The sequence below is a fragment of the Acidovorax sp. LjRoot118 genome, assembly GCF_964253575.1.
Classification (GTDB): Bacteria; Pseudomonadota; Gammaproteobacteria; order Burkholderiales; family Burkholderiaceae_C; genus Acidovorax.
Genome location: NZ_CAXURB020000001.1, coordinates 3,081,524 through 3,097,089, shown reverse-complemented (window position 1 = coordinate 3,097,089; position 15,566 = coordinate 3,081,524). Strand labels below are relative to the sequence as shown.

Annotated in this window: 15 protein-coding genes; 12 read left to right on the top strand and 3 right to left on the bottom strand. The window is 62.2% G+C overall.

The genetic code is table 11. The features are described from left to right. Window positions 1–353 precede the first annotated feature (353 nt). Entirely contained in the window at window positions 354–938 is a 585-nt protein-coding gene (locus tag ACSQ9E_RS14665; protein ID WP_436218257.1) for a DUF4865 family protein, read from the bottom strand. A 110-nt stretch (window positions 939–1,048) separates the two neighbouring features. Between ACSQ9E_RS14665 and ACSQ9E_RS14660 the strand changes: the two genes are divergently transcribed. Then, window positions 1,049–1,945 carry a LysR substrate-binding domain-containing protein gene (locus ACSQ9E_RS14660; protein WP_436218256.1) on the top strand — a complete coding sequence of 299 codons (897 nt, stop codon included), beginning with the start codon at window positions 1,049–1,051 and terminating at the stop codon, window positions 1,943–1,945. Between the two features lie 46 nt (window positions 1,946–1,991). Then, window positions 1,992–2,528 (top strand): toxin, encoded by a 537-nt coding sequence (locus tag ACSQ9E_RS14655; RefSeq protein ID WP_436218255.1) that lies wholly within the window; start codon window positions 1,992–1,994, stop codon window positions 2,526–2,528. A gap of 26 nt (window positions 2,529–2,554) precedes the next feature. Here ACSQ9E_RS14655 and ACSQ9E_RS14650 read toward each other — a convergent pair whose 3' ends face one another. Continuing rightward, on the bottom strand, window positions 2,555–3,046 hold the full coding sequence (locus ACSQ9E_RS14650; protein WP_436218254.1) for a hypothetical protein: 492 nt from the start codon (window positions 3,044–3,046) through the stop codon (window positions 2,555–2,557). 354 nt (window positions 3,047–3,400) lie between these two features. On the opposite strand from ACSQ9E_RS14650, the gene ACSQ9E_RS14645 reads away from it, so the two are divergent. The 6 genes from ACSQ9E_RS14645 (at window position 3,401) to ACSQ9E_RS14620 (ending at window position 11,395) form a co-directional block, all read left to right on the top strand. Beyond that, on the top strand, window positions 3,401–7,909 hold the full coding sequence (locus tag ACSQ9E_RS14645; protein WP_436218253.1) for an RHS repeat-associated core domain-containing protein: 4,509 nt from the start codon (window positions 3,401–3,403) through the stop codon (window positions 7,907–7,909). 412 nt (window positions 7,910–8,321) lie between these two features. After that, the gene (locus ACSQ9E_RS14640; protein ID WP_436218252.1) at window positions 8,322–8,528 is read left to right on the top strand and encodes a hypothetical protein; all 207 of its coding nucleotides are present in this window, start codon (window positions 8,322–8,324) and stop codon (window positions 8,526–8,528) included. Window positions 8,529–8,613: 85 nt separating this feature from the next. After that, window positions 8,614–8,967 (top strand): RHS repeat-associated core domain-containing protein, encoded by a 354-nt coding sequence (locus tag ACSQ9E_RS14635; protein WP_436220225.1) that lies wholly within the window; start codon window positions 8,614–8,616, stop codon window positions 8,965–8,967. A gap of 179 nt (window positions 8,968–9,146) precedes the next feature. Further along, a complete protein-coding gene (locus tag ACSQ9E_RS14630) occupies window positions 9,147–9,506 on the top strand; it encodes a hypothetical protein (RefSeq protein ID WP_436218251.1) in 360 nt (119 codons plus the stop codon). A 153-nt stretch (window positions 9,507–9,659) separates the two neighbouring features. Further along, window positions 9,660–10,061, top strand: coding sequence for a hypothetical protein (locus tag ACSQ9E_RS14625; protein ID WP_436218250.1), 402 nt, complete (start codon window positions 9,660–9,662; stop codon window positions 10,059–10,061). A 341-nt stretch (window positions 10,062–10,402) separates the two neighbouring features. Next, entirely contained in the window at window positions 10,403–11,395 is a 993-nt protein-coding gene (locus ACSQ9E_RS14620; protein ID WP_436218249.1) for a hypothetical protein, read from the top strand. Between the two features lie 53 nt (window positions 11,396–11,448). Here the strand turns inward: ACSQ9E_RS14620 and ACSQ9E_RS14615 are convergent, their stop codons facing one another. Continuing rightward, window positions 11,449–12,831 carry a TAXI family TRAP transporter solute-binding subunit gene (locus ACSQ9E_RS14615; protein WP_436218248.1) on the bottom strand — a complete coding sequence of 461 codons (1,383 nt, stop codon included), beginning with the start codon at window positions 12,829–12,831 and terminating at the stop codon, window positions 11,449–11,451. Between the two features lie 294 nt (window positions 12,832–13,125). On the opposite strand from ACSQ9E_RS14615, the gene ACSQ9E_RS14610 reads away from it, so the two are divergent. The 4 genes from ACSQ9E_RS14610 (at window position 13,126) to ACSQ9E_RS14595 (ending at window position 15,565) form a co-directional block, all read left to right on the top strand. Beyond that, the gene (locus tag ACSQ9E_RS14610; RefSeq protein ID WP_436218247.1) at window positions 13,126–13,788 is read left to right on the top strand and encodes a gamma-glutamylcyclotransferase; all 663 of its coding nucleotides are present in this window, start codon (window positions 13,126–13,128) and stop codon (window positions 13,786–13,788) included. Between the two features lie 208 nt (window positions 13,789–13,996). Further along, entirely contained in the window at window positions 13,997–14,275 is a 279-nt protein-coding gene (locus tag ACSQ9E_RS14605; protein ID WP_436218246.1) for a hypothetical protein, read from the top strand. Window positions 14,276–14,341: 66 nt separating this feature from the next. Continuing rightward, window positions 14,342–14,944: a hypothetical protein gene (locus ACSQ9E_RS14600; protein WP_428001076.1), complete on the top strand. Its 603-nt coding sequence runs from the start codon at window positions 14,342–14,344 to the stop codon at window positions 14,942–14,944. A gap of 36 nt (window positions 14,945–14,980) precedes the next feature. Beyond that, window positions 14,981–15,565 (top strand): hypothetical protein, encoded by a 585-nt coding sequence (locus ACSQ9E_RS14595; RefSeq protein WP_428001075.1) that lies wholly within the window; start codon window positions 14,981–14,983, stop codon window positions 15,563–15,565. Window position 15,566: the final 1 nt, after the last annotated feature.

The window sequence follows — 15,566 nt, the reverse complement described above, 5'->3', positions numbered from 1 at the left end:
AAAATTCGTGATACACCCTTGCACCACACCAGTGCATCGCCAGGTTGACCTGGAAGTTGCCCCCTTGGCCGTGTCCAGATCAGGCCCGATTGCGCAGTAAAGCCCCGCCCCGGGCCGAAAGTGTTGGCCGCAGGGGCTGGGCCAATGCAGCCCTCACGGCCAGACGCCAAAGGGCGGCGCGGGCATGGCGCTGCTGCCTGCTGGTGCAAGCAGGCACGCAGCCGGTGCATGCGCCCGGGCCAAAAAAATCTGCCGCAGTGCCAATCGGCAGTGCGGCTTGCCTGATTCCTGAACGCCCAGGCGTTTTCTTAGCGCGCGCATGGCTGAGCAAGGCCTGACGAAGTTACCTTGCATCAAGCCTTTGCCAACGTGCCGCTGCTGCGCACCCCGGCAGGCGCCGACAGGTACAGCAGCTCGAACACCCGCCCCTCGGTGCCTTGCGGTGGCTGCCGATGCCACAGCACCGTGCGGTTCACCTGCCAGCCCTGCGCATCCAGCCCCGTGAACACGCTGTGCACACCCGGCGTACCCGCCAGCGCCGTGGCTGCAGCGCGTTCGTCGGCCGCGCGCTGCACCAGGTCCGTGGTGGCCGGCAGGTCTGCAAAATGCTGCGTGGCAAAGCCCGGCACCTGGCCGGCGGCCGGCCCTTGCAGGTGGGCAATAGGGCTCCAGCTGCGAACCACCGGGTGCCCGTACTTCGCCTGCACGGCCGCAAAGTCGGGCGAGGTGACGAAGCCGGCCGCGCCCGCTGGGTCGTCCCACAGGTAGAAGGGCGTGTAGCGGTTGGGCGCCGTGGCCGTGCGGTCGGCCAGCAAAAAGGCCTTCAGGTGCAGGCCGGGCAGGGCGTCGAAGCGGCTGCCGATCTCCGGTATGCGGCGGCGCAGGGCGGCCATGTCGAAGTCATCGGGCAGGTCAAATCCATATTGCATCGCAAGCATGTCAGGTGTCCTTCAGAGGTGGAGCAGGGTTGAGGTGCATGCACTGTAGAAACTGCCATTGCTTTAAACAATCGAATTGTTTTTGTATGAATAGTTAAAATTGCTAACCTATGCTGCTCGACCTGCCCTCCCTGCAAACCCTGGTCACCGCCGTCGAGCTGGGCGGCTTTGGCAAGGCCGCCCAGCGCCTGCATCGCACGCCCGGCGCGGTGAGCCTGCAGATCAAGGCGCTGGAAGAGCGCGTGGGCACGCCCCTGTTTCGCAAACAGGGCCGCCAGCAGGCGCTGACCGAGGCGGGCGAGTTGCTGGTGGGCCATGCGCGGCGGCTCATCGCGCTCAACGACGAAGCCGTGCTCTCGCTGCGGGGCGCTTGCATGCAAGGCAGCGTGCGCTTCGGCATGCCGCAGGACTTTGCCGACGGCTGGCTGCCCGCCACGCTGGCCCGCTTTTCGCGCACCCACCCCGCAGTGCGCATCGACATCCGCGTGGACCGCAGCAGCGCGCTGCTGGCCCAGCTGCAGGCCGGCGAGGTGGACCTGGTGCTGGCCTTTGGCGAGCCCTCCGGCGCGCAGGCTGGTGGGCAGACGGGCGGGCAGACGATTGCACGCCTGCCCACGCAGTGGATCGCGCAGCCCGGCCTGCCACTGCCACCCGGCGAATCCGTGCCCCTGCTGCTGCTGGAGCAGCCCTGCAGCTTTCGCCAGGCCGCCATCGCCGCGCTGGAGCGCAGGGGCCGGCCCTGGCACACCGTGCTCACCAGCGCCAGCGTCTCGGCCATCTGGGCCGCCTGCCAGGCCGGCCTGGGCGTGGCACCCCGGGCCACGGCACAGATTCCTGCCGGCCTGGCCGCCGTGGGCAAGCCGCTCGGCCTGCCTGCGCTGCCGTCCGTGGGCGTGTCATTGCACCGCGATAGCGTGGGCGTTGCCAACAGCCCTGCGGTTGAGCACCTGCAGGCGGTGGTGCAGGAGGTGGTGGCCGGGCGCCTGGTATCTGTCGCTGCCGATTGACCCCCATGGCACCATCGGGTCATTGAATCCAGCGAACCCACACAGCATGCGTTACGTCATCGTCGGCACCAGCGGTGCCGGCAAGTCCACCTTTGCCGCGGCCCTTGTGCAGGCCACCGGCTGCCCGCACATCGAACTCGATGCCCTCTACTGGGGCCCCGAGTGGACAGCCGTGCCTCACGAACAATTCGAGGCCCGCGTGCGCAGCGCGACCGAGGGCGAGTGCTGGGTCGCAGATGGCAACTACACCGCCGTGCGCGACGTGCTGTGGGGGCGCGCCACGCACATCGTGTGGCTCAACTACGGGCGCGCCACCGTGTTCTCGCGAGTGCTGTGGCGCACCGTGAGCCGGGGCCTGCTGCGCACCCAACTGGCCCACGGCAACCGCGAATCGCTGCGCCTGGCGTTCTTCTCGCGCGACTCGGTGCTGTGGTGGTCGTACTCCACCTTTGCTCGGAATCGGGTCAAGTTCGCGGGGCTGCGCAAAGACACGGCGTATGGCCACCTGCAGTGGACCGAACTCGCCAGGCCTGCGCAGGCGCGGGAGTTCATCATCCAGCGGCACCCGCCCCACCGGGTGTAGCGTCCAACGCGCGGCACCGTGCCGCCTCAGATCGAATCATCGTTGTGCTGCGCCCATACCGGCGCCGCCGCCTCATGCGATTCGACCCCACGAAAGAACGCATCGCCCAGCGCCTTGTAATCTGCAGTGCCCGGCCCCTGCCAACCCAAGAACTTGGGCCGGTGCAGGGCAAAGCCACTGGGTGATTGCGCGTGGCGGTAGGGCACCGCCATGGTGAGCGTGGTGGGCGGCCTAGCGTACGACCGCACGAGAACGATCAACGCATCCGTGCGGCCTGTTGGAAGGGTGATGAAACCGTCATAGACCAAGGCTGCGCGCTCCGCCTGGCCTGGGTTCTGGTCCAGGTACTCCTGGGCCTGTGCAACGCCGTCCTCCAACTGGTCCGCAGCAAAGCGCAGCATGTTGCGCCCATAGGCAGCCGACTCCTGGGCCAGCATCGGGGTTAGGGGCTCGCCCTCGGCCACGCACCATATGCCGTGTGCGGCAAAGAAGCCTGCGAGTTCGATGGCGCGTTCCATGGCGGCTCCTTCCTTCTCTTTGGGCAGATCGCGGCATTCTGCATGAGGTGGGCGGGGCAGTGACCATCGTGCCGCAAGCACAATCGTCGGTGGTTCCAACATGGGCAAGCCATGTGGTAGCAGTGGGTGCCTACACATTAAATTACAAATAAGCGTTTTACCACCCATTTGGGAGATAGTCTCGACGCACTTTGATGGTTACATTGTTCTGCTAAGTTGAGTTTGCATGGTTGTCTCGTCGCGGTGTCATATCGCAGATATTAAAAAATATGGGAGGGAGTTTTTATGTTCGTAAGTTCATCGCCTTGGATTCAGGGGATCGTTTTAATGCCTTTTGATAGGAAGGACGGGGCTGTGGATTTTTCGAACCTGAGTGAGAAGTTTGGATTGACCAATAGGTTGGTCAATTATTTTCTGAAGCTATTGCTGCTTTCGTTGATTTTTTTCTCGGCTGGTAGCAGTATCGCAGCCTTGGAGCCTGTGGTTTATTATAAGGGATCTGCTTATACAGAGGCTTTGGGGAAAAATTTCTATACAAAGGGAGGTTATTGCGCTGCCTATTCCGCTTGGAGGGCGAGTAACCCGGATGATAATCATTTTTTCGTAGTTAAGAGATTGGTTGATGCTAATGAGAATTTTCTTGAGTGCTGGGGTGATCTCATTCATAAAACCTCAGGATATACTCTGGAAACTTACATAATAACCAGTATCATTCGCAAATGCCCCGACAATAGTGGAATCTACGCTGGAGGCGTCTGCACTTGTGACTATGGATATACGGAGGTGGGTGGACAGTGCAAGCTGATAAGTCTCAATCCTCCGCCAGAAAAAGATCCGCCCGATGGCCCTGGAGGGGCGGGAGGTGGCCCTCCCTCGTGTCCCAATCCAGGCTTGGGTAACCCCGGGTTCAGTTCTCCAAATCCCATCCTCCTGAGCACGGGCGAGAAATACCTGCACGAAAATGACTATGTCGATGCATCGACGCATTCGCTCACATTTTCTCGAAGCTATCTGCATCGACGAAGTTCCAACTTTGGCGCCATGGGCGGTGGTTGGTCGCATGCATACGCAGAGTTCCTCAGGCATGAGCCTGCAGTTGCTGTGTCGGATACCGTCCCGGCCTCCGCTGAAAGGCTGGCGGTATTTTTAGGCGACGGTTCTGAAAGTTGGTTTGTTCCCTCAGGTAGTAGCTGGATTTCGCAAAATACTGCAGATACCCTGGTTTCCACCTCGCAAGGTTGGACCCACAAATCTGCTTCCGATGATACCGTGCGGATATTCGATTCCACGGGAAAGCTGCTCAGCCTTCATCAACGAAACGGCTGGACGTACCAGTACAGCTACTATGCCAATGGCCGCTTGCAGGCAGTCACCAATCAGTTTGGTCGTACTTTGCAGTTTGCCTACAATGGAATAAATCAATTGGCGAGCGTCAGTTTGGGTGGGGCAATAAAGGCCAGCTATGAATATGACAGTGAGAAACGTCTAAGAATAGTGCGCTTTGCAGATGATACCTCAAAGTCGTACGTCTATGAAAATGCTGCGCTTCCACAGGCAATCACCGGCATCGTTGATGAAAATGGTACGCGCTTGGCAACTTTTACCTACAACACCAATGGTGCTGCTGTTAAAACGGAGCGTGCGGGAAATGTCTTGACCTATGAGGTTAACTATTCGTCTTATCCCAATGGCTACACCACTATCACGGATCCGCTGGGAAGGTCTCGCTACTACTCTTATAGGAGAAGCAACGGCGTTCTGGCCATCGTATCGGGCAGCGAAGCTTCGAGTGGCGGTTCAAACGATGCCGCCAGCCGGGTGCAAAACTCTTATGGTCTGATTGATTCGGAAACCGATTTTCAGGGCTTCTTGACATCTTACACATGGGACGCATCGCGTCGTCTTCCTCTGACCAAGACCGAGGCAGTGAACCAGCCGGAAAGCCGTACCACCAATACAACATGGCATAGCCAGTGGCGCTTGCCGTTGGCGGTCGCGGAGGCTGGTCGCACCACCAGCTACACCTACGACAGCCAAGGCAATCCGCTTTCGCAGACCATCACGGACGCTGGACCGGGGGGAGTGGCGCGCACCACCGCCTGGACGTACAACTCGGCGGGCTTGGTTGCCACTGAAACGGCGCCCAATGGGGCAGCTACCAGTTATGTTTACGACGCAGCGGGCAACCTTACCCAAAGCACCAATGCCCTGGGCCATGTGCAGGCCTACACCCACGACAGCACAGGCCGGGTGCTGACCCATACGGCCGCCAACGGCTTGGTGACCATCTACACCTACGACGCCCGCGGCCGCATGCTAACCAGCAACCGCGGAGGTCGCGTTACCACGCTCACCTACCGCCCCAGCGGCCAGATAGCGACCGCCACGCTTCCGCACGGTCACACCATCACCTACATCTATGACGCAGCCCAACGCATGACCGGGTGGAGCGACAACCGAGGCAATACAGGTACCTACGTGCTCGACAACATGGGCAACCGAACCACCGAAGAAGTACGCGACGGCTTGGGCCAACTTGTTTGGCAACTGGTCCGCGCTATAGCTAGCTTGAATCGCGTTGTCAGTGTCTCATCCGGTGGTCAGAGCGTTAGCTACGACTACAACAACAATCGCGACCTGATTAAAAGCACCAATGGCTTGAGCGAGTCCACCCGTCTAGGCCTGGACCCACTGCGCCGCATCAAGACCATCACCGATGCCGAGAACGCCACCGCCAGTCTGACCTACAACGCCCTAGATACCGTTACCAGCGTCACGGACCCGAAGAGCGTCACCACCGCCTACACCCGCGACGCCCTGGGCAACGCCACCTCCGAGACCAGCCCGGACAGCGGCAGCGAAACCGCCCAGTACGACGCCCTGGGCCTGCCCAGCAGCATCACCAACGCCCTGGGCCAGGCCACGACCATCACCCGAGACCTGCTGGGCCGCCCCACGTCGATCACGCACACCGGTGGCACCACCACCTTGCGCTACGACCTCACCCCGGCCAGTAAGGGCTACCTCAGCGAGATCGAAGACGCCAGCGGCCTGACCACCTACCAGCGCGACCTGCACGGCCGGGTGGTGAGTCAGACCCAGAAGCTCATCAACAACGACACCCGCACCCTGGCCTACAGCTACCACGCCACCACAGGCCTGCTGACCAGCACCACTTACCCCGGTGGCCAAGTCCTGCAAAACGTCTACGACGCCACCGGCCAACTCACCAGCCTGACCTGGGCCGGCCAGCCCATCGTCAGCGGCATCACCTGGAGCCCCCTGGGCCAGCCCACCGGCTGGAGCTGGAACCTGCCCGGCGCATCGGCAGCCATCCCCGCCACCCGCAGCTACAACACGGCAGGCCAGCTCACCGCCACCGAGTTCAGCAGCTACACCTACGACGCCGCAGGCCGCATCACCAGCCTTACCCAGGGCCTGATGCAACCGGCCAGCACCGATGCGCAGGCCAGCACCGTGACTCAGGCCCCAGCCACCTGGACGGTGACCTACAGCCCCGCAGGCCGCATCACCGGCTTCACCAAGACAGTAGCCAGCGGCACCCCCGCCAACACCGTCACCTACGCCTACGACGCCAACGGCAACCGCACCACCAGCAGCCAACAGCGCGCAGGCACCACCACCAACCGCACCTACACCCTCCCCGCCAACCGCCAGACCGGCTTCAGCCAGACGCAAACGGGTGCCAGCACCGCCAACACCACCGTCACTTACGGCTACAACACCGCCGGCGACCTGCTGACCGATGGCCTGCGCACCTTCCAGTACGACAGCCAGGAACGCCTGGAAAAAGTCACCACCGGCACGGGAGCAGACGCCCCCAGCACCCAGTACGCCCACAACGCCCTGGGCCAGCGCGTGTTCAAGACCGAACCACTGTTCGCCAGCGGATCGGGATCAGGTGGCACCACCAGCGGCAAGAACCTCAACAACCTGCTGGCCGACCCCGAAGACCAGGAAGAAGCGGAAAAGGAACAAGACAAAGGCTTCATCCAGACCGCGTATGAATTCTTCACCCGCCTGTGGAGCCCTGGCAGCAGCGACGCGCAAAAGCTCGGCTTCGCGTACGTCTATGGCCAAGACGGCACCCTGCTGGGCGAATACGGCATGGGCGGCAGCAACAGCACCGGCACCACCCAGTACCTCTACCTGCCCACGGCCAACGGCCCCATGCCCATTGCCGCCATCGTCAATGGCGTGGCGTACGCCGTACACAGCGACCACCTGAACACCCCGCGCAAATTGACACAGCCCGACGGCCAGGTGGCCTGGCAATGGGCCTACAGCGCCTTCGGCGACGAACAACCCACCCTGGGCGCCAAGCGCTTCACCAACGAAACCACCAACCCCACCACGGGCACCACCACGATTCCCGAGGTGACATTCAACCTGCGCTATCCGGGGCAGTACTACGACAAGGAAAGCGGGCTTCACTACAACTACTTCAGAAGCTACAGTGCGGAGCGGGGGAGGTATACGCAGGCGGATCCGATTGGGCTGGATGGTGGGTTCAATCGGTTTGGGTATGTGGGGGGGAATGCGTTGTCTTTCACAGATCCGGATGGGTTACGTCCAAACAGGCCACAGTGGTGGAATGATGGCTGGACGCCTACAACCCCTTCAGGTAGTTGCGCTACCGCTGAGTGCGCAGCGGGATTGTCGCCAACACCTTCTGACAACAGAAGTCCTGAGGAGGTGAATTTTGGCCAATGCAAGATGGTTTGCTTGACATCGCTTTTGGTTCCGGTAGCGATGTGCAACGCTGTTGTTGGGGGTGGTCTTCTTGGAACGGCCGCATCAGCGGTCGCTAAAAGTGGGGTGTGTACATGGGTGTGCAAATGAAAACAGCTGATCGACTGAGCTGCCCGAACTGCGGTCATGAATATATTGCACTGTACTTCCGTCCGCGGAACAGATGCCCAAATTGTAGGGCGGAGGTAAAGACGGATTTGAGGAAAATAGCTATTTTTGAAACCCTGATTGGTGTGCCGATTCTTTGGGGTGCGGCAGTGCTCTTGCGAATCTATTTGAATGACTCGGCAGGTATTGTTTCATATGGATTACTATTAGTTCCAGTATTGGCTATTCATCTCTTGGTAATCAGGAAATTCGTCACAGCTCAATTAGTTGGTGATACGTCTTAGCATGATCCGCCAGTGTCCGTGGCGGCATCTCCGGCTGCATCCCCCTCCTGCACCTTCAGCAACTTCCTGCGCACGCACCATCTGAATAGAACGGATGAAGGGGGCAGGTCTTGCCTTTTGCCCCCAGACGACCAGATGGTCTGGCAATTGGCTACCGCGCGTTTGGCGACGCACAACCCACCCTGGGCGCCAAGCGCTTCACCAACGAAACCACCAACCCCACTACGGGCACCACCCCCATCCCCGAGGTGACCTTCAACCTGCGCTACCCGGGGCAGTACTACGACAAGGAGGGCGACCCTGGATGCGGCAGTTGAATGCTCCCGAGGGTGCCGTGATCGGTGTGCCAGGCAAGGCGTGAGGACGCGGCACACCGTTGTGCGCAAGGAAGAGCAACGCGGCATGGCGCGGCGAGCGCGGTGCGATCGGGTGCATAGCGCCACTGTCAATCGCCCAACCGGGGTGTCCGGAGGCCCGACACTTTGCTTGCGCCTGCGATCTCGCTGGGTGACACTGGCGTGGTCAACTGCCGGATCCACGGTTTGGCACTACAACTACTTCCGCAGCTACAGTGCGGAGCGGGGGCGGTATACGCAGGCCGATCCGATTGGGCTTGATGGTGGGTTCAATCGGTTTGGGTATGTGGAGGGGAATCTTATGTCGCTCACGGTTCCATTGGGCCTCTCCGCGTCAGGGCCCGATGGCAGCGACGAAGGTTTTTCGAGTACGGATTTTTGCGGCTATAAAGAGGAGTGAAAGGCATGCTACAAAGCTGCAGATGCAACAAGAACAGCGTGTTTGCGGGGTGCTCGACACCCATTAACATTTGCGGGATGCATTGCGGCACATGCTTTATGGATCGCGCGATGCAACGCGAATCATCCTAGTGACTCTCGGCCAGGACCGCCGTCTCCCACACCTTCGGCACCAAAACCATGACCATCTCATTCTTGGCCACTACGGAACGCGACCTGATATTCGTTGGGTCTGATGGATATCAGATGCCTATTCACGTGGCCGTTGGGGCACCGTACGCGAATGCCAGAACAGAAGGTATGGAGAAGTATGCGGCCTGTCTTTTCCTTACATGCGACGACCCAGAGCTTACTACCGAGATATTTGGGGGAGATGAGATGGAGGCTTTAGCTGCGGCGTTGGAGTTCATTGAATCGTTTCTACAGAAACTGGTAAGGGTCTATGGAGGCAAACTAACTACGCCCGATGGCACGCCCTTTGATCCGGCAGGGTCAATGCTGTTGAAGGAGTCTCGAAGGCTGGCTTCTCGTAACGCCTAGGGTGTTGCGTCCGGCCGAAAACTGACCCACCTACGGCCATCGTGCCGATTCAACTGCGCAGCCGGCTTGGATGCAGGGGCCTGACCTCTATTGTTTCGAGGACTGGCCGGAGCGGCGCAATAGGCTTTTAATGCGATGACATTGGAAGAAAACATGGATGCCAATTCGCTTGAGATAGGTGCAACTTACTATCGAATTACATACGCGGACGTGTCTCAAACGATGCCGGGCATTGAGCCGTTGGTATACGCAGGCTTGAACATATTCGACCCACCTTCTGACGAATCGGCCAAGTACTACTTCCAGGATGCGGTCTCTGTAGTGCGGTTTGGATTAGGCGTCCGGTGGGGGCAAGAAATGCAACCCGCTGATGAGACTTCAGATCTGAATCCGGATAATGATGAGGGTCGCGTGTATTGTGTCCATGAGGCAAGGGAGATAGGCTGGGTGATAGTTGATCTACTGGCTCTTCCCGCCGAGATTGATGCAACTATTCAACGAGCCAAAGAGTTGGGCTTTCCGAAGTTATCGAAGGCGAAAGGAAAGTGGGTTTAGCATGCCGCATGCAGGTCGTTGAGCATCTCTGGGTGGCCCGCAGGATTGGTTTCAGCGTGCCCTCGATCTCGCGCACGCGGCCGTACCAACGGAACTCGCGCGAGCGCAAGTGGAACTTGTAAAGTGGCGGCACGATGCGTGGCAGGGGCCACAGCGCGCGCTCATCCTCTTCCCATACACAGGCACAGTTGCTTGCGCGGGGGCAATGAACGGTGCGCACGGCCGATATGATGAAGGGGGTGATAGAAGAGGGCGGAGCGTGCCGTCTCCATGCGCTATGGCATCTCCTGGAGGCGCTTTCGAGGCTCTGCCGCCAGTACATTCTGATTTTGAAACAGTCGATGAAATTCAATACTCCCAAGCGCTCGCATCAATCCAATGCGGCGCTGCTTTTGCTGTCTGCGTTGTTGTCCGTCTCCGCTTTTGCCCAGAGTCCGCCACCCGCCAGGAAAGCCGCGAAGGCCGTGCCAAAGCCCGCGGAGAAAGTAGCTGAGCCGCCAGCGCCGGTGGATGATGCCCGCGCAGAAGTCCCGGTTGCGCCGCCCGCAGCCGTGCCAAAACCCTTTTTGCCGGTGTTTTTTGATCCGGCAACCCCTGTGCTTCAGTATGTTCAAAATGAACCCAGGAAGGTTTACGACTGGGTGGTGGAGCAACTGGTGTCGGTCCCTGGCAAGCCCGACAAGTTTTCCAGCCTGGACGAACGCAGCGCCTACGACGCTGCGCTGGCCGCTCGCATGGGAGGGCTCGGAGCGATTCCCATCATCGGCCGCTGCATTCTGGACTACAACATTGCCTATGAGACGTACGAAGTCAAAGCGCTTGCCGCACCCGTGAAAAGCGATATCGACGGCTCCCATAGCAAGCCCGAAGCTCTGAATCTGCGCCGGGTGACGCTGGGCAAGGCGAATGAAAAAACCGATTCGTACGAGGCCAGCAATGCCTATGGCGCCATCACCAAGGTCTTGCGAAATACCAGTGACAACTATGCCCTGGTGCTCTCGGGAATCCCTGGCAATGAGCCTTCGTCGGCCTTGGCGCGGGGTGCCAGCTCTTCCGTGCTCTCGGGCTATCTGCACGACTTCTACTACTACCGGCAGTCCGTGAAGATGCCGAGGGATATGGCCCGGTCGCTGGAAAAGGACATTGGCTGCCTGTATGTCGCATCGCTCGCCGCGCCGTGGGTAGTGACGTACCAGGAGCGCACGAGTCCCACGCGCAGCGATCCGTTCGACGAAACCGACAACTACTTCGCGCTTTACGGAAAGCTCGACATGGTCGCTGTGATCAACAAGACCACCGGAGAAATCTATTCGAAGGTGGAAAGGGGCCGATAGCGGCAACGCTCCCTCCAAATGGGGGCGATGGCTGATTGGCCGGGCATCTGCTGTCAGCCCGCCTGCTCTGCAGGTTGTGGTGTCGCAGGCACTTCCTCCGCCACACCCCCCGCCTGCACCCTGAGCAATTTCCTGCGCACCATCTGAATATGGTTGCGCAGCGCATATAGCTCATCCGCATACGACAGCGGCACGCTGATCTTCTCCACCTGCGCCTCCAGCCCGTCCAGGGCCTTGAGCATCTCGGGGTGGCCGGCGGGGTTGGTCTCCAGGGTGTCCTCGATCTCGCGCAGGCGGCCGTACCAGCGGAACACGCGTGAGCGCACGCGGAACTGGTACAGCGGCGGCACGATGCGCGACAGGGGCAGCAGCACGGCGATCAGCAAACCCATCACAAGCCACATGCGGTCGATGACGTTGGCGATCCAGAAGGGTAAATAGCGCTGCATCATGGGCACGGGCTCGTTGATGGCGCGCTCGCCTTCCTTGGCGATGGGCAGTTCGCTGTGGCGGGTGCTGGGGAACTCGCGGGCGCGGTTGAACCAGCTGGCGCCGCTGTGCAGCTTTTGCGCGTTCTGCGCGAACAGCGTGAGCAGGGCAGGGTGGGTGCCATCGCGTGCCAGCAGCGAGGTGGTGGTGGCCACCAGGCGCGCGTCCAGCGGCGGGATGTTGCTGGCCAAGTCCACCACGCCGCGCGGCAGGGTCACGGGCGTCAGGTACGGAAAGCGCCGCGCGTAGGCTTCGTGCTGGGCAAAGTCCATCAGGTGCACGCCGGGGGTCTGCAGCAGCATCTGTACCATCAGCGATTCGGGGGCCGAGGCGAACACCAGGGCATCGAGTTTGCCGTCCAGAAAGGCCACGGTGGCGGGCGTCTGCTCCAGCTGCGACAGGCGCACCTGCTTGGGCTCCACGCGGTTGGCCTCCAGCAGTTGCTCCATCAGTCGCGGCACGCCGCTGCCTTCAGACCCCACGTTCACGCGCAGGCCGCGCAGCTGGCGCAGGCTGTCCAGCCGGCCCGCAGCGTTTACGCGCAGGGCCGATTCGGCGCGGTAGAACAGCCAGATCGGCTCCACGAACAGGCTGCCCAGCGATGCCAGGTTGTCCGGGTCGTCGGGTAGCAGCTCGGCCGTGCCGCCCTGCACAAAGGCCAGGTCGGCCTCGCCATCGCGCAGCAGCTGCAGGTTGTGCGACGAGCCCGCGCTGGGCTTGAGCACCACCTCGATGCCATCGGCCGCCAGCGCCTTCTGGTAGCGCTTGCCGAACTCTTCGTACGCGCTCTGCGCAGGGCCGGTGGCCAGCGTCACCTTCTTGGGCGGGTTGGGGTCCAGCCACCAGTAGGCCGCCACCAGCAGGCCCACGGCCAGAAAGGCCAGCGGCCCGGCAGACAGGATCAGGTCGCGCAGGGTGAGGAAGGTGTTGCGGAAGGCCTGGGGCATGGAGGGCTGGTGGGGTGTTTGTAGAGAGCGGATGAGCTGGCTGGGGCTGATGCGCCAGGGATGCAGTGCTTGCTGGCTGGCCTTGCGGACTTCGCGATTATCCGTGCACGCAGCGGGCAGGGCGCCTGGCGCAGCGGGATCAACGTATCCGTTGGTAGGAAGCTGCTCTGCTGTGGCCGGATCGACCCATATTGAAGTAACCGTGTGTCTCCAGGGCCCGGTTTTTGCATAGGGTGGGCCGTTGGGTCCTGCCGCATGGCAAACTTGCCCCACCTTTGGCGTTTCTGACTGAAGATGACCATCCTGACCCGCGAGAACCTCCGCAACGGCAGCTTGCGCCGCCGCATGAACCTGGTTGCCCACCCAGGGTGGTCCGACGAGCGGGTGGAAGAGTCCTTTGCCCACGCCTGGGACAGCCGGCCCGAAGGGCCCACCTGGGTGTTCGGCTACGGTTCGCTGATCTGGAACCCGCTGATGCCCTTCGAAGATCAGCACACGGCCACGCTGGCGGGCTGGCACCGCAGTTTCTGCCTGCGCTCCATCTCCGGGCGCGGCAGCCCCGAGCGGCCGGGCCGCGTGCTGTCGCTGATGCCCGGTGGTGCCGTGCAGGGCGTGGCCCTGCGCTTGCCCGAGGCCGATGCGCGCGACGAGGTGCGCATGCTGTGGACGCGCGAGATGACCGGCGGCGGCTACCACCCGCAGTGGCAGGCCGTGCAGCTGGAGGATGGCCGCAGCGTCACCGCCATCACCTTCGTGGCCAACCCCGACCACCCGCAGCACGAACAGGACGCTTGTGCCGAGACCGTGGCCCGCCTGGTGGCGGTGGCCAAGGGCGTGTTCGGGCCCAACATCGACTACGTGCTGTCGCTGGACCAGGCGCTGCGCGAGCGCGGGCTGCACGATCCGTATGTGGAGGCCATCGTGCGGGGCATCAGGGATGCACAGGCCGAAGGATGATACGGATTTGCCTTCAACCGTCTAACTTCGTTGGTCCGCCTTGCCGTGCTACAGCACTGTCTGCGGCTTCCCGCCTAGTTGTACGATTGAATGCAAATCCGTATGAGGGGTGCTGCCAGGCTCTTTTTCGTATCTGCTGGCCGCCGGCCAAGAGACAATGCGGGCTGGCCCCGTGTCCCAACCACCACCCGCTTTCGCCCGTTCACCCATGCCCATCCACGCCCTGATCCCCAGCCGCACCCTCCTGATCGCCGTCGACCCCGATGGCAGTTGGTCCCTGGCGGACGATGGCACGCCGGGCTCGGCGGACGTGGATTTTCGCCTGGAGATCACCGATGACGGCGGCAGCGGCTGCCTGCTGGTGTGCACGTCGCTCGACGGCCGGCTGGCCGCCGACCATTGGTTCGCCTCGCTTGGCGAGGCCCAGGCCTTTGCGGCCGATGCGTTTGGCATCGGGGCGCAGGAGTGGGCCGCCACTGAAGGCTGATGCCGCCGCCCGTCGCGCTGACAATCACTACACCCTGCACTTTTTCCTCACCCAGAAGACTTTGCGATGACCGAGCCCATCGACCCCAACGATCCACTGGAAATCACGCAGCCTGCGGACCTCACCGAATCCGCGGACACCACGCAGCCCGCAGGGCTTGGCGACTCTGGGGAGCCCGCCGAGCCGGACCAGGATGCGCCCCCCGAGGTGGTGCGCCTGATCGCGGCCCTGACCGCCATACCCGGCGTGACCCAGGCGCAGCTGGACAACACCTACCTGCCTGAGGTGGCGGTGTCCGACCTGTCCCTGCCGGGCCCCTATGCCGACCTGCCCATCGCCGCGCTGCGCCGGTCCAATGGCGCGCTGGAGAACGAGCTGCTGCTGTCGCTGGAGTTTCGCATCCAGCGCAACGAGGCCGGGCTGCGCGCTGCGGAGTTTCTGTCGTGGTGGGTGCGCGACCAGTCGCGCGGCGGCGAGAACATGCAGATCCGTACCATCGGCCTGCCCCCCATGGTGGCGGGCGACCAGCAACTGGGCCGCACCCTGCGCTTCACCATCGACTGGTTCTACGCCGACCCATCGCAGGACATGGCCAACGTACTCAGCGCCGTGGGCGGCAAGGCGCTGGCGCTGGAGCTGGCCACCAACATGTACAAGGATGCGTTCTAGCCGCCAGGCTGCCCACCGCCCGTGGGCGCACCCTGCATGACAAAGGCGCTGCGCCGATCTGCCGCGCGCCTGGCGCTGTTGCTGCTGGTCGTCGTGCCCGTGGCCGCCTGGGCGCTGGTGAAACCCGTGCGCGTGCTGGCACCGGGCCTGGCCGGCATCGGCTGCAGACAGGGCGCCACGGTGTGCGTGGAAGACCCGGCGCGCGAAGCAGAAGCCCGCCAACTGCTGGCTGAAGGCATGGCCTTTGTCGCCAGCCACATCGCGCCGGTGGAGGGCTCGCCACGCTTCGTGTTCTGCTCCACGCGGGCCTGTGCCGACACCTTCGGCCTGGGCGTCCGCTCTGCCGTTACGGCAGGCACCTGGGGCACCGTCATCGGCCCGCGCGCCTGGGCGCCGCACTATGTGCGCCATGAGCTCATCCACCACCTGCAGGGCCAGCGCCTGGGCCTTCTGCCTCGCCTGCTCAAGCCCACGTGGTGGGTGGAAGGCATGGCCTATGCCTTGAGCGAAGACCCGCGCACACCGCTGGCCGAGCCGTGGGAGGGCCACCGGCGCGACTTCGATGCCTGGTATGGGCGGGTAGGGGCTGACCGGCTGTGGGTGGAGTCGGGGCGGTTGTGAG

Excerpts from the sequence above, each read along its gene's own strand:
- ACSQ9E_RS14665 (WP_436218257.1), bottom strand. The coding sequence starts at position 938 with ATGCTTGCGATGCAATATGGATTTGACCTGCCCGATGACTTCGACATG.
- ACSQ9E_RS14660 (WP_436218256.1), top strand. The coding sequence starts at position 1,049 with ATGCTGCTCGACCTGCCCTCCCTGCAAACCCTGGTCACCGCCGTCGAG.
- ACSQ9E_RS14655 (WP_436218255.1), top strand. The coding sequence starts at position 1,992 with ATGCGTTACGTCATCGTCGGCACCAGCGGTGCCGGCAAGTCCACCTTT.
- ACSQ9E_RS14650 (WP_436218254.1), bottom strand. The coding sequence starts at position 3,046 with ATGGAACGCGCCATCGAACTCGCAGGCTTCTTTGCCGCACACGGCATA.
- ACSQ9E_RS14635 (WP_436220225.1), top strand. The coding sequence starts at position 8,614 with ATGGCGCGGCGAGCGCGGTGCGATCGGGTGCATAGCGCCACTGTCAAT.
- ACSQ9E_RS14630 (WP_436218251.1), top strand. The coding sequence starts at position 9,147 with ATGACCATCTCATTCTTGGCCACTACGGAACGCGACCTGATATTCGTT.
- ACSQ9E_RS14625 (WP_436218250.1), top strand. The coding sequence starts at position 9,660 with ATGGATGCCAATTCGCTTGAGATAGGTGCAACTTACTATCGAATTACA.
- ACSQ9E_RS14620 (WP_436218249.1), top strand. The coding sequence starts at position 10,403 with ATGAAATTCAATACTCCCAAGCGCTCGCATCAATCCAATGCGGCGCTG.
- ACSQ9E_RS14615 (WP_436218248.1), bottom strand. The coding sequence starts at position 12,831 with ATGCCCCAGGCCTTCCGCAACACCTTCCTCACCCTGCGCGACCTGATC.
- ACSQ9E_RS14610 (WP_436218247.1), top strand. The coding sequence starts at position 13,126 with ATGACCATCCTGACCCGCGAGAACCTCCGCAACGGCAGCTTGCGCCGC.
- ACSQ9E_RS14605 (WP_436218246.1), top strand. The coding sequence starts at position 13,997 with ATGCCCATCCACGCCCTGATCCCCAGCCGCACCCTCCTGATCGCCGTC.
- ACSQ9E_RS14600 (WP_428001076.1), top strand. The coding sequence starts at position 14,342 with ATGACCGAGCCCATCGACCCCAACGATCCACTGGAAATCACGCAGCCT.
- ACSQ9E_RS14595 (WP_428001075.1), top strand. The coding sequence starts at position 14,981 with ATGACAAAGGCGCTGCGCCGATCTGCCGCGCGCCTGGCGCTGTTGCTG.